At 55.8% G+C, this 14,799-nt stretch carries 6 protein-coding genes; 5 read left to right on the top strand and 1 reads right to left on the bottom strand.

Annotated elements, in window-relative coordinates; translation table 11 throughout:
* The first annotated feature begins 63 nt into the window (after positions 1–63).
* The 4 genes from recC (at position 64) to recD (ending at position 11,797) form a co-directional block, all read left to right on the top strand.
* Positions 64–3,432 (top strand): exodeoxyribonuclease V subunit gamma, encoded by a 3,369-nt coding sequence (recC, locus tag IBT47_RS08200; RefSeq protein WP_200560071.1) that lies wholly within the window; start codon positions 64–66, stop codon positions 3,430–3,432.
* A 120-nt stretch (positions 3,433–3,552) separates the two neighbouring features.
* On the top strand, positions 3,553–6,438 hold the full coding sequence (gene ptrA / locus IBT47_RS08195; RefSeq protein ID WP_200560070.1) for a pitrilysin: 2,886 nt from the start codon (positions 3,553–3,555) through the stop codon (positions 6,436–6,438).
* Positions 6,435–9,971 (top strand): exodeoxyribonuclease V subunit beta, encoded by a 3,537-nt coding sequence (recB, locus tag IBT47_RS08190; protein WP_200560069.1) that lies wholly within the window; start codon positions 6,435–6,437, stop codon positions 9,969–9,971. Before ptrA ends, recB begins: the two co-directional genes overlap by 4 nt.
* The gene (gene recD / locus IBT47_RS08185) at positions 9,968–11,797 is read left to right on the top strand and encodes an exodeoxyribonuclease V subunit alpha (protein ID WP_200560068.1); all 1,830 of its coding nucleotides are present in this window, start codon (positions 9,968–9,970) and stop codon (positions 11,795–11,797) included. Before recB ends, recD begins: the two co-directional genes overlap by 4 nt.
* A 17-nt stretch (positions 11,798–11,814) precedes the next feature.
* On the opposite strand, the gene argA is transcribed toward recD, so the two are convergent.
* On the bottom strand, positions 11,815–13,188 hold the full coding sequence (gene argA / locus IBT47_RS08180) for an amino-acid N-acetyltransferase (RefSeq protein ID WP_200547057.1): 1,374 nt from the start codon (positions 13,186–13,188) through the stop codon (positions 11,815–11,817).
* 213 nt (positions 13,189–13,401) lie between these two features.
* On the opposite strand from argA, the gene amiC reads away from it, so the two are divergent.
* Positions 13,402–14,646 carry an N-acetylmuramoyl-L-alanine amidase AmiC gene (amiC, locus tag IBT47_RS08175; protein WP_200560067.1) on the top strand — a complete coding sequence of 415 codons (1,245 nt, stop codon included), beginning with the start codon at positions 13,402–13,404 and terminating at the stop codon, positions 14,644–14,646.
* Positions 14,647–14,799 lie beyond the last annotated feature (153 nt).

Here is a 14,799-nt window from a genome sequence, read left to right as displayed (position 1 = left end):
GTCCTGTGCGGGTAGAGTACCCTTCAGGAAATTAAACCCTCTTACGTTGAGAATCTGTCGGTTATGTTCACGGTATACCATTCCAATCAGCTGGATCTGCTTAAGACGCTGGCATCATGGCAGATAAAAAATCAGCCCTTGCCCAATCCGCTGAGCCCGGAGGTGGTGCTGGTACAAAGCCCGGGAATGGCACAGTGGCTGCAAATGTCGCTGGCCGAAGATTTTGGTATTGCGGCTAATATTGAATTCCCGCTCCCCGCCAGCTTTATCTGGGACATGTTTGTTCGCGTGTTACCGGATATTCCACGTGAGAGCGCTTTTAGCAAGTCCGGTATGAGCTGGAAACTGATGGCGATCCTCCCTGAGATGCTGCCGGGAGAGGCTTTCGCAACGCTGCGTAATTACCTTAGCGATGACGACGATAAGCGCAAGCTGTTCCAACTGGCATCCAGAGTCGCCGACCTGTTTGACCAGTATCTGGTGTATCGTCCGCAGTGGCTTAACGGATGGGAAAAAGGCGAACTGACCGAGGGGCTTGGCGAGGCACAGGTCTGGCAGGCTCCGCTGTGGGCGGCACTGGTTGAATATACCCATCAGCTTGGGCAACCTGAATGGCACCGTGCCAACCTTTATCAGCGTTTTATTCACCGGCTGGAAAACAGCTCAACTCGCCCGGAAAATCTGCCGGATCGGGTGTTTATTTGTGGGATTTCGGCACTGCCGCCGGTTTATTTACAGGCACTTAGCGCGCTGGGTAAACATATCGATATTCATCTGCTGTTTACCAATCCCTGCCGTCATTACTGGGGAGATATTCAGGATTACGCGTTTCTGGCCAGGCTGCAAAACCGCAACCGCAGGCATTATCAGGATAATCATGAGATCTCCCAGTTCCGTGATGCTGACAGCGCATCGTCTTTGTTCAACGATGCAGGTGAGCAGCAGCTGAGTAATCCTCTGTTGGCTTCATGGGGCAAGCTGGGGCGCGATAATCTCTACCTGCTGGCGCAGATTGAACCTAATGAGGTCTTCGCCTTTGTCGATATTGAGCCGGTAAACCTGCTGCAAACCCTGAAGCGGGATTTGCTGGAACTGGAAGACAACGCGGTTATCGGGTTGAAAAAAAGCGAATGGGAAAACAGTGAAGCCAAACGCCTGCTTGCACCGGAAGATCGTTCAATTGTGATCCATCAGTGCCACAGCCCGCAGCGCGAGGTCGAAGTTCTGCAGGATCGGCTGCTGGCAATGATGGCTGACGATCCGGCGCTGACCCCGCGCGATATCATCGTCATGGTGGCTGATATCGATGCCTATACGCCCTTTATTCAGGCGGTATTTGGTAATGCACCACCGGAGCGTGCGCTGCCGTTTGCCATTTCCGACCGTCGCGCCAGTCAGGCGCACCCCGCGCTTCAGGCGTTTATTTCGCTACTGAGCCTACCTGACAGCCGTTTCACCGCTGAAGATGTTCTGGCCCTGCTTGAAGTTCCTGCGGTGGCGGGGCGTTTTGCAATTGATGAAGAGGGGCTACGCCTGCTGCGCCACTGGGTTGCTGAATCCGGTATTCGCTGGGGTCTGGATGATGACAACGTCCGCGAGCTGGACCTGCCGGCTACCGGTCAGCATACCTGGCACTTCGGCCTGACGCGAATGCTGCTGGGCTATGCGATGAACAGTGATGCCGGGGAGTGGCAGGGGGTCCTGCCTTATGATGAGTCCAGTGGCTTGATCGCGGAACTGGCTGGGAATCTGGCCGAGTTACTGATGCAGCTGCATCGCTGGCGGCGCTGGCTGGATGAAACCAGCGATTTGGCACACTGGCTGCCGCTCTGTCGCCAGCTATTAGATGATTTCTTTATCTGCGATGCGGAAACGGAAGCGGCGCTAACGCTGATTGAAGATCAGTGGAAGCAGGTGATTGGCTACGGCGTTGAAGCCGGTTATCAGCAGGCCGTACCGCTAACCGTACTGCGCGATGAACTGGTCTCCCGGCTCGATCAGCAGCGTATCAGCCAGCGTTTCCTCGCGGGGCCGGTGAACTTCTGTACCCTGATGCCGATGCGTTCTATTCCCTTCAAGGTGGTGTGCCTGCTGGGTATGAACGACGGTATTTATCCACGAACGCTGCCACCGCTCGGCTTTGATTTAATGAGCAAGCAGTTGCAAAAAGGCGATCGCAGCCGCCGCGATGATGACCGCTATCTGTTCCTGGAAGCGCTAAATTCAGCGCAGCAGCAGCTGTATATCAGCTATATCGCCCGTTCAATTCAGGATAATACGGAACGATATCCCTCTGTACTGGTCAGTGAATTAGTGGAGTACATCTGCCAGAGCTTCTGCTTGCCCGAAGACCGTTCGCTGGATGTTGACCGCAGTGCGAAAAACGTGGCGCACCATCTGCATCATCTGCACAGCAGAATGCCTTTTGCGGCCGAAAACTTCAGTGCAGCTTCTGAGTTCAGAAGTTTTGCTGACGAGTGGTTACCTGCTGCTAAAGCATCGGGTATTGCTCATCCGCCGTTTATGCAGCCTTTAGCAGCGGAAAAGCTTGATTCACTAAGCTTTGAGCAACTGGTGCGCTTCTGGCGGCATCCGGTCAGGGCATTTTTCAGCATGCGGCTTGGCGTCAGCTTCAGACTGGAAGAGATGGAATTGCCAGACGCCGAGCCTTTTGCACTGGATGGCCTGACGCGTTATCAGATGAATGCGCAGTTGCTTAACAGCCTGATAGAGGGGGAAGAAAGTTCCCGCCTTTACGCCCGGCAACGTGCTTCAGGGGCTTTACCCTACGGCGCATTCGGTGAACTGGTTTGGCAAGAGCAGGAGCAGGAAATGAACGTGCTGGCCAGCCGCGTGCGCGAGCAGCGTGCGGCGGCGGAAAGCCGGGAAATCTCGCTGCTGGTTGACGGTGTTTTGCTTACCGGATGGCTTGCTCAGGTGCAGGACAGTGGACTGTTACGCTGGCGGCCGGGCAATCTTAACTTTAAGGATGGCCTGACCCTGTGGCTGGAACACCTGGTTTACTGTGCGACGGGCGGCAATGGTACCAGCCTGATGCTGGGGCGCAACGATAGCGAATGGCGATTCCCGGCGATTACGGCGGATGACGCCCTGCATCAGCTGGCACGTTACGTTGCGGGCTACCGCGAGGGCATGTGCTCACCGTTGCTGCTGACTGAATCCGGTGCTGCCTGGCTGGAGGAAAGTTACGATGAATCATCCGGTGAGCTGCTGCGAGATGATGCTGCGCAGAAAAAAGCGCGTAACAAGCTGCTGGCGCGCTGGCAGGGAAATTATCAGATTGAGGGCGAAGGCAGCGATCCCTATCTGCAACGGGTGATCCGTACGCTGGATGAAACGTACCTGCTGGCAATGACCGAGAATGCTGAACGCTGGCTTTTACCGCTGCTTCAGGCGCACCGTTCTGTATAGTATTTGGTGATGTACCCACATTCCCCAAGGAAGATAGGGGAAGTTTTACGGACAATCAGGATGATCTCCTGTAGTGTTATTTTATAACAATTAAACACCAGCAAAATTGAGGGAGTTTGAATGCGTCGTTATGCAGTCTGGTTAGTTTACTTTGTCTTTTTCGCCCTGTTCAGCCCGCTGACACAGGCAGAAACCGGATGGCAACCGGTCACAGACATTATTCGTAAAAGTGAAAAAGACCCTCGTCAGTACAAAGCAATCCGCCTGGATAACGGCATGACCGTTTTGCTGGTTTCCGATGACAAGGCCACAAAGTCGCTGGCCGCACTGGCGCTGCCGGTCGGATCGCTGGAAAACCCCACCGATCAGCTTGGTCTGGCACACTATCTTGAGCACATGGTGCTGATGGGGTCAAAGCGTTACCCGCAGCCGGATAACCTTGCCGAATTTTTGAAAAAGCACGGTGGTAGCCACAACGCCAGTACCGCATCCTATCGTACGGCGTTTTATCTGGAAGTGGAGAACGATGCGCTGCAACCGGCTGCCGACAGGCTGGCCGACGCCATTGCCGAACCGCTGCTCGACCCGGTCAATGCCGATCGCGAACGTAATGCGGTCAACGCCGAACTGACCATGGCGCGATCCCGTGACGGCCTGCGTATGGCACAGGTTGGTGCTGAAACGCTAAACCCTGAACATCCCAGCTCACGTTTTTCCGGCGGGAATCTGGAAACCCTGCGCGATAAGCCGGGCAGTAAACTGCACGATGCCCTGAAGGCGTTTTATCAGCGTTATTACTCAGCCAATTTGATGAAAGCGGTGATCTACAGTAATAAACCGCTGCCCGAGCTGGAAAAAATAGCCGCCGAAACCTTTGGCCGCGTCGAAAACCGTCAGGCGACGGTGCCGGATATCACCGTGCCGGTGGTCACCGATAAGCAGAAAGGCATCATCATTCACTATGTGCCTGCACAGCCGCGCAAACAGCTGCGCATTGAGTTCCGCATTGATAACAACAGCGCCGAGTTCCGCAGTAAAACCGATACGCTTATTGGTTATTTGATTGGTAACCGCAGCAAAAACACCTTATCAGACTGGCTGCAAAGCCGTGGGCTGGCTGACTCTATCAGCGCCGGTGCCGATCCGGTTATCGACCGCAACGGTGGAGTATTCTCGATTTCCGTCTCGCTGACGGATAAAGGCCAGGCCAATCGTGATGAAGTTATCGCCGCAGTCTTCAGCTATCTGAACACCTTACGTACGCAGGGCATCGATAAAAGTTACTTTGATGAAGTGGCGCACGTGCTGGACCTGGATTTCCGTTATCCCTCCATCACCCGTGATATGGACTACATCGAATGGCTGGTGGATACCATGCTTCGCGTGCCGGTTGCCGATGTGCTGGATGCACCTTACATCGCAGACCGCTACGATCCACAGGCTATTAAAGCGCGCCTTGAGGGAATGACCCCGCAGAATGCCCGCATCTGGTTTATCAGCCCGAATGAACCACATAACAAAACGGCCTACTTTGTTGATGCGCCTTATCAGGTGGATAAGATCGGCAGCGAAAGATTCAGTAAATGGCAGGCAGAGAGCGACAAAATAACCCTGTCTCTGCCGGTGCTCAACCCGTACATTCCTGACGACTTCAGTCTGATCAAACCGGATAAGAAGTATGAACGTCCGGAGGAACTGCTCAATCAGCCTGGGCTGCGGGTCTTCTACATGCCCAGCCAGTACTATGCTGATGAGCCTAAGGCCAATATCACCCTGGCGCTGCGTAACAAAGCAGCGGTGGACAGCGCACAGAATCAGGTGCTGTTCGCTCTCAATGATTATCTGGCTGGCGTAGCGCTGGATGAACTGAGTTCGCAGGCATCGGTCGGCGGCATTAGTTTTTCCACCGGGGAAGATGATGGCGTGACGTTCAGCGCCAGCGGCTTTACGCAGCGCCTGCCGAAGTTGATGAAGCAGCTGCTGGAAGGGTATGCCAGCTTCACGCCGACGGAACAACAGCTGGAACAGGCCAAATCCTGGTATCTGGAACGCCTGGACTCGGCGGAAAAAGGCAAAGCATTTGAACTGGCTATCCAGCCTGCGCAGCTGCTGTCGCGTCTGCCTTATACCCAGCGTAGCGAGCGCCGTAAGTTACTGCCTGCTATCACCCTGAAGCAGTTACTGGACTACCGTAAAATGCTGCTGGAGCAGTCTACGCCCGAGCTGCTGGTTGTCGGCAATATGACTCCTGAGGCGGTAAACAATCTGGCTGAACAGGTCAGACAGCAGCTGAACTGCGAAGGCCACAGCTGGTGGCACAGTGAATTCATTAAAGTGGATAACAAGGCGCTGGCCAATCTGCAAAAAGCGGGAAGCAGCACGGACTCGGCGCTGGCGGCGGTCTACGTGCCGGTTGGCTTTGATGAACATCAAAGTATGGCCAGCAGTAGCATGCTGAGCCAGATTATCCAGCCGTGGTTCTATAACCAGCTGCGTACCGAAGAGCAGCTTGGCTATGCGGTGTTTGCCTTCCAGATGCCGGTGGGGCGTCAGTGGGGCATCGGCTTCCTGCTGCAAAGTAACGTCAAGCAGCCCGCTTACCTGCTGCAGCGTTTCCAGGCATTTTATCCTTCCGCCGAGAAGCGCCTGCGTGCGCTGAGCAAAGAGGATTTTGCCCAGTATCAGGCGGCGATGATCAACGAGCTGAAACAGCGTCCGCAGACTCTGGATGAAGAAGCCGGTCGTTACAGCAAAGATTTTAATCGCGAAAATTATCAGTTCGATACGCGCGAAAAAGTGATTGCGCAGATTCAGGCGCTGACGCCGGATGGCATTGCTGATTTCTTCCATCAGGCGGTTATCGCACCAACCGGTCTGGCACTGCTATCGCAGATTTCCGGCAGCCATCACGGTAAGGCGGACTATGCGGCTCCGGCAGGATGGAAGACCTGGAAAAATCTGTCTACCCTGCAACAGTCGTTCCCGGTGAGCCAGGATAAACCATGAGTCAGCAGGTTGCGGAAAGGCTGAATGCGTTAACCCTGCCGCTGCACGGCGAGCGGTTGATTGAAGCGTCGGCGGGTACGGGGAAAACCTTTACCATCGGCCTGCTTTATCTGCGACTGCTGCTGGGATTAGGCGGAGAATCTGCATTCAGCCGTCCGCTGTCGGTGGAGGAGATTCTGGTGGTGACCTTTACCGAGGCCGCCACCGCCGAGCTTCGCGGGCGTATTCGTGAAAACATCCACGCACTGCGTATCGACTGTGTGCGTGGTGAAAGCCGTAATCCGATGCTGCAAGCGTTGATTGAGCAAATTCCCGATCTGCGGCAGGCTGCATCAGTACTGCTGGCGGCCGAGCGGCAGATGGATGAAGCCGGTATCTTTACCATTCACGGCTTCTGTCAGCGTATGCTCAATCTGAACGCCTTTGAATCCGGCATGTTGTTCGAACAGCAGCTGATTGAAGATGAAACGCCGCTGCGCCGCCGTGCAGCGGCGGATTTCTGGCGACGCCACTGCTATCCGCTACCGCTGCCGGTTGCCCGTGTTGTTCGCCAGCTGTGGGATGGGCCTGAACAGCTGCTCAGGGACCTGTCGCCCTGGCTGGGGGGCGAGGCTCCTTCACTGAAATCAGCGCCGGACCCGGAAGAAACGCTGGTACAGCGGCACGAGGCGATTATCGGCCAGATAACTGCGCTGAAGCAGGCGTGGCTGGCGGCGGGAAATCTGTTTGAGCTGATTGACGCGTCAGGTATCGACCGGCGTAGCTACAACAGTAAGCACTTACCTAACTGGCTGAATAAAATTACCCAGTGGGCGCAAAGCGAAACGCTTGATTATGACGTGGCAAAAGATCTCGAACGCTTTGGCCAGCGGGTGCTGGTGGAAAAAACGAAAAAAGGTGTCGCTCCCGTTCATCCGCTCTTTGAACAGATTGATACTTTTTTGGCACAGCCCCACACGCTGCGCGATCTGATTGTTGCCCGTGCGCTGGACGAAATCCGTACCGTGACCCGTCAGGAAAAACGCCTGCACGCGCAGTTAGGATTTGACGATCTGCTTGGCCGTTTCGATGCTGCCTTACAACAGCCCGGCGGCGACCTGTTAGCTGCTGCCGTACGTCAGCGCTTCCCTGTCGCTTTGATCGATGAATTTCAGGATACCGATCCGCAGCAGTATCGAATTTTTCAGACGCTCTATGTGGGGCAGGCCGATAGTGCTCTGCTGCTGATTGGCGACCCGAAACAGGCGATCTATGCCTTTCGTGGCGCAGATATCTTTACCTATATGAGGGCGCGGGCTGAAGTCAGTGCCCACTATACTCTTGAAACCAACTGGCGTTCGTCACCGGCGATGGTGGCCAGCGTCAATCAGCTGTTCCAGCGTCATCCTGCCCCGTTTGTATTCCAGGAAATCCCGTTTATTGAGGTCAGCCCGGCGGAACCCAACCATTCTCTGAGCTTCAGTGTGGACGGTGTGGAGCAGCCTGCGCTGAAGTTCTGGCTGCAGCCTGGCGACGGTGTGGGAGTGGCTGATTATCAGCACTATATGGCGCAGCAGTGTGCGACGGAAATCTGCCGCTGGCTGACCGCGGGGCAGCAGGGGCTGGCGCTGATCGGAAAAATGCAGCACCTTAAACCGCTACAGGCTTCAGATATTACCATTCTGGTGCGCAGCCGCAGCGAAGCGGCCGTGATGCGTGAAGCGCTGAATCGCCTGGCTATTCCCTCCGTCTATCTTTCCAACCGCGATAGCGTATTTACCACACCGGAAGCACGCGAAGTCCTGCTGCTGCTCCAGGCCGTGCTGGCACCGGAGCAGGAGCGTATTTTGCGCAGCGCACTGGCCAGTAGCCTGTTTGGGCTTGATGCGCTAACGCTGGATGCCCTGAGTCGCGATGAGCGTGCATGGGATGAGCTGGTCGATGAGTTCGATCGTTACCGTCAGCGCTGGCTGAAACGGGGCGTGCTGCCGATGCTGCGCGATCTGATGATGCGGCGGCAAATCGCCGAGAATTTGCTGGCATCCGACAGTGGTGAACGCCGTCTGACCGATCTACTGCATTTGGGTGAATTATTGCAGGAGGCGGCAACCGCACTGGATAGCGAGCATGCGCTGGTTCGCTGGCTGGCACAGCAGGTTGTGCAGCCCGACGCTCAGGTAGCTAATCAGCAGCTGCGGCTGGAGAGCGATCGCCATCTGGTGCAGATTGTGACTATTCACAAATCGAAAGGCCTGCAGTATCCGCTGGTCTGGCTGCCGTTCGTCTCTAACTACCGTGCGGCGGAAAACGGCATCTATCACGACAGGGAGACCTTCGAGGCGCTGCTGGATTTACAGCAGGATGAGGAGAGCGCCCGCCTGGCTGAAGAAGAGCGGCTGGCCGAGGACTTACGGCTGCTGTACGTAGCGCTGACGCGATCGATTTACCACTGTAGCGTCGGGATTGCTCCGTTGATTAAAGGTACGCGCAAGAAAGAAGGCAACAGCGATCTACACCACAGCGCGCCGGGATATCTAATCCAGCGCGGCGAGGCGGCCGATGCTGCAATGCTGCATGCTCTGCTGGAAGAGATGGAAAGCGATCATACCGCTCTGGCTGCCGTACCGCTGACGGAAGCTGAGCTTTGGCAGCCGGAGGTAGAAGGGCAGTTAATCCTGAGCAGCCAGCAGCTGACGCGTCTACTGCGTGACGACTGGCGCGTGACCAGCTATTCAGGTTTACAGCAGCACGGCCACGCAGCGGCACTGGATCTTTTGCCTCGGCTGGATGTTGATGCCGTCGGTGAGGCGCAGGATTCTCTACTGCCGCAGCTGACGCCACATACCTTCCCGCGCGGTGCAGCACCGGGTACATTCCTGCACAGTCTGTTTGAATCTCTGGACTTTTCAGCACAGCTTGATGAACAGTGGCTGGCAGAACGGCTCAGTGCCGAGGGGCTGGATATGGCCTGGCTGCCAACGATGACGGAATGGATGCAGCGCATTTTGCAAACCCCGCTTAATGACAGTGGCGTTAGCCTGAATCAGCTTTCACCGGATACGTGCCGGGTGGAGCTGCAATTTTATCTGCCGATTTCCCGCCTGCTCACCGCTGAGGATCTGGATCGACTGGTGCGGCAGGACCCGCTCTCCGCCGGATGTCCGCCCCTCGATTTTTATCAGGTTCGCGGCATGCTGAAAGGGTTTATCGATCTGGTGTTTTGCTGGCAGGGGAAATATTACCTGCTCGACTATAAGTCGAACTGGCTGGGGGAGGAGAGCAGCGCCTATACCCAGGAAGCGATGGCGCAGGCGATGCAGTCTCATCGCTACGATTTACAGTATCAACTCTATAGCCTGGCGCTGCATCGCTACCTCAGGCAGCGTCTTGCCGGTTATGACTATGAACAACACTTTGGTGGCGTAATCTATCTTTTCCTGCGTGGCCTGGACGGTACGGAAGGAAGTAACGGCATCTTCAGTACCCGGCCACAGGCAGACTTTGTCAACGCGCTTGACCTGCTGTTTTCTGCCGAAGTGGAGAGTGAAGCATGACGCTAATCGAGCACATGCAGCTGGCGTGTCGCCAGCGCCTGCTGCGCACGCTGGACATACAGTTTGCGCTGATGGTAGCCGGTGAACATCAGCCCGCACTGATGCTGGCAGCGGCCTTAGTTAGCCGTGATGCCGGAGAAGGGCACGTTTGTCTGCCTCTTGAGCTGCTGCATCCTGACGAGATGTTTGACGGGCGTCATCCTGAACTTTCTCAGGCAATCTGGCAGGCTGCCGGTTCACCGACGAACTGGCATCAGCTGCTGTCTGAGAGTTCGGCAGTGAGCGATGGCTCGCGCGGCACGCCCCTGGTGCTGCAACAGCAGCGGCTTTATCTGCACCGCATGTGGCAAAGTGAAGGGCAAGTCGTCGAATTTATTCATCGTCAGCAGCAGCCCTTACCCGTTGATGACGCGGCGCTGCGTATCACGCTGGATCGTTATTTCGGCCAGCAGCCGGAAGACTGGCAGAAAATTGCGGCAGCGGTTGCCATCACTCGACGGGTTGCCGTGATCTCCGGTGGCCCGGGTACGGGTAAAACCACCACCGTGGCTAAACTGCTGGCCTGTCTGATTGAGCTTTACCCTGGTTCCCCGCGGATAGAACTGGCGGCTCCGACCGGCAAGGCCGCGGCACGTCTGACCGAGTCACTGGGCAAAACGCTGCAGCAGCTGGCTCTGGACGATGCGGTACTGAAACGCTTTCCCGCGGAGGCGACAACGCTGCACCGCCTGCTGGGCGCGCTGCCCGGCAGCCAGCGCATGCGCTACCATGCCGGTAACCCGCTACATCTGGATGTGCTGGTCGTCGATGAGGCATCGATGGTCGATCTGCCGATGCTGGCGAATCTGATTGCCGCGCTGCCGCCGCAGGCGCGGATTATCTTCCTTGGCGATCGCGATCAGCTGGCCTCCGTAGAGGCGGGAGCCGTACTGGGTGATATCTGTCGGTGCGCCGAATTTGGCTACAGCCCGGCGCGTGCCGCTGAACTGGCCCGGCTCACCGGCTGTGAGGTGACGGGGAATGAGGATCAAGCCGCTCCGCCGGTCCGTGATGCGATTTGCCTGCTGCGTAAAAGTTACCGATTTACCGAATCTTCGGGAATCGGCCAGCTGGCGATGGCGGTGAATGCCGGGGATGTAAAACGTGCAGACGCCGTGTTTGGCGGTGAGTTTAGCGATATCCGCCGGCACGGTTTAAGCAGCAGCGAAGAGTACCAGCAGCTGCTTAACGACTGTGTGGCAGGTTACCGTGATTATCTCTCGCGGCTTGCCGCAGGGGATTCTCCTGCTGACGTGCTGTCGGCATTTGGGCGCTTCCAGCTTTTGTGCGCACTGCGTGAGGGGCCATTCGGCGTTAGCGGCCTGAATGAACGTATTGAAACTACGCTACGCCAGGCCGGACTGATTCGTCGCGGTACGCTGGCAAACGGTAAATGGTATGTTGGCAGGCCGGTGATGATTGCCCGCAACGATCGCTTGCTGGGGTTGTTTAACGGAGATATCGGCATTGCGATGCTGGATGGTGAGCAGGCGCTGAAGGTATTTTTCCCGCTGCCGGATGGCTCAATCAAAGCGGTGCAGCCCAGCCGACTGCCCCCGCACGACACCGCGTATGCGATGACGGTGCATAAATCTCAGGGGTCAGAGTTTGAGCACACGCTGATGGTGCTGCCGAATCAGGTGATGCCGGTATTAACCCGTGAGCTGGTGTATACCGGCATTACCCGCGCTAAGCGCCAGCTGACGCTGTACGCTGATGCCCGCGTTTTTAACAGCGCGGTGAAAATGCGTACCCAGCGCCGAAGTGGTTTGGTGGAACGATTGTAAAAATAGCGCAGCGCCAGTTAGCTCTGGCGCACGTGCACGCTGTTTTCCCTCAGATCCACCATCAGCACCTTGGAACGGCGCTGATAGTTGTACATCTCTTTCTTACTGCTCGGCAGCAGTTCCACATCCACCGGCTGGAAGCCGCGTTCCTGGAACCAGTGGATGCTGCGCGTGGTCAACACGAACAGCTTCTTCAGCCCCATCTGGCGAGCCTGTAGCGCGATACGCTCAAGCAGCGCCTCGCCGCGTGATGAACTGCGGTAATCCGGATGAACGGCAACACAGGCCATTTCACCAATCTGCTCTTCCGGGAATGGATAAAGCGCGGCGCAGCCGATAGTCAGGTTATCGCGCTCGATAATGGTGAATTTGTCGATTTCCATTTCCAGCTGTTCACGTGAACGGCGCACCAGAATACCCTGCTGCTCCAGTGGACGGATCAGCTCAAGAATGCCGCCAATATCGTTAATGGTGGCGCGACGGATCTGCTCAGCACTTTCCATCACAATCTGCGTACCAATACCGTCACGAGAGAACAGCTCCTGCAGCAGGGCACCGTCTTCCTGATAGCTGATCAGGTGGCTGCGGCGCACGCCGCTGCGGCAGGCCTTTACCGCGCCGCGCAGAAAGCGCACGGTGCCGGAATGATAGTCCTGGTCGTTTTCCAGCTCTTCAATGCGCTGCTGCGCTTCGTTCGGGAACAGTTCGGAGACAATATCGCCGCTACTGTTGGTGACACCCTGCTCGGAGCAGAAACCGATCATTTTCTCCGCTTTCAGCTTAATCGCCAGCTGGGTTGCCACCTCTTCAGAGGTCAGGTTGAAGCTTTCGCCGGTAACGGAAACCGCCACCGGGCCCATTAACACGATGGCACCACTGTCCAGCTGACGGTGGATCGCTTCTTCATCAATGCGACGAATACGGCCGCTGTGGCAGTAGTCCACCCCGTCATCCACGCCCAGAGGCTGGGCGATAATAAAGTTGCCGCTGACTACATTAATATGCGCGCCCTGCAGCGGGGTATTGTTCAGGCTCATCGACAGGCGAGCGGTAATATCCAGCTGCAGTCGGCCGGCGGCCTGTTTGACCAGCTCCAGCGATTGTGCGTCCGTTACGCGGGTATGCTTGTGATAAACAGGCTCGAGATTTCGCTCTGAGAGGTTGGCATCGATCTGCGGTCTGGCCCCGTAAACCACCACCAGGCGGATGCCCAGGCTATGCAGCAGGCCAATATCGTTAACGATGCTTGAGAAGTTCTCATGCTCGATGGCTTCACCACCCAGCATTATGACAAACGTCTTACCACGGTGGGCATTGATATAGGGAACGGTATGGCGAAAACCCTGAACCAGCTCGGTACTACGTTCCTTCACGGCAAACCCTCTTTGCATTATTATTCGGTAAATGTGTATTTTTATTCTTTTATTGCTTCGGGCGCAAGTGGCATTTTTCCTTATTTATCACCCAGTACTGATTTTTGCTCAAGCTAATGTGCTGCATTTAATCGCTTTTTTGGGGTGACACTGGTTAAGGGATTCGCTAAAGTTTTTGCAAAAAACGAACGTTTGTCTTTTTATTAATCAATTCACAGCAACTGGAGTGGCATGACCGATTCAACATCCCTCAACCGACGACGGCTTTTACAGGGAGCGGGTGCCGTATTGCTGCTCAGCGTCAGCCGGGCAGGTATGGCTGCTGGCGGCCATGTTGTGGCGATCCGCATCTGGCCATCGTCAACCTATTCTCGCCTGACCATTGAGTCTAATATCCCACTGAAGTATAAGCAGTTCGCGCTCAGTAATCCCGACCGCGTGGTGGTCGATATTGAAAATATTCAGCTCAATCGTACGCTGAACGGCGTCGGCAATCTGGTGCGTCAGGACGACCCCTACATCAAAAATGCCCGCGTGGGGCAGTTTGATGCCAGTACCGTACGCCTGGTGCTGGAACTGAAGCAAAACGTCTCGCCCAAGATCTTCACACTGGCACCGGTCGCCGGGATTAAAAACCGCCTGGTACTGGATCTCTACCCGGTTAAACAGCCGTACGATGATGATCCGCTGCTGGCATTACTGGAAGATTACAATCAGGGCGAGCTGGAACGCAGTCAGCCCGATGCGGCACCGCTGCCTGGTAAGGCAGGGAAAGATCGGCCCATCGTGATCATGATCGATCCCGGGCACGGTGGTGAAGATTCCGGTGCGGTCGGTAAGCATAAAACTCGTGAAAAGGATGTGGTGCTGAAAATTGGCCGCCGCCTGAAAGCGCTAATCGATAAACACCCGAACATGCGTGCTTATATGACGCGTAATGAAGATGTGTTTATCCCGCTAAAGGTGCGGGTGGCGAAAGCGCGCAAGCAGCGTGCGGATCTGTTTGTCTCGATCCACGCCGATGCGTTTACCAGCCGCGCCGCTCGCGGGTCGTCGGTTTTTGCCCTGTCGACCAAAGGGGCTACCAGCACCGCCGCGCGTTATCTGGCACAAACCCAGAATGAATCGGATTTAATTGGCGGCGTCAGCATGAGCGGCGATCGTTATCTGGACCATACGATGTTTGATATGGTGCAGAGCCTGACAATTAACGACAGCCTGAAGTTTGGTAAAGAGGTGCTGTCACGAATGGGGAAAGTGAACCATCTGCATAAACGCAGCGTCGATCAGGCCGGATTTGCGGTACTCAAAGCACCGGATATTCCGTCAATACTGGTTGAGACGGCGTTTATCAGCAATATAGAAGAAGAGCGCAAGCTGCGTACCGCACATTTTCAGCAGCAGGTGGCGGAGTCGATTTTTGCCGGGATTAAGGCTTACTTTGCTAACGGCGCATCGTTGAGCCCGCATAAGTAGCGAAGAGTGGGCGGGGAAACCGTCCGCTTTACATCAGCGAACAAACTGCAGATACAAAAAAACACCCTGAAGGGTGTTTGATTGGTTGCGGGAGCCGGATTCGAACCGACGACCTTCGGGTTATGAGCCCGACGAGCTACCAGGCTGCTCCAT

Source organism: Erwinia sp. S43 (assembly GCF_016624745.1).
In the GTDB taxonomy this organism is placed as follows: Bacteria; Pseudomonadota; Gammaproteobacteria; order Enterobacterales; family Enterobacteriaceae; genus Erwinia; species Erwinia coffeiphila.
This window is presented reverse-complemented; position numbering and strand designations above follow the sequence as displayed.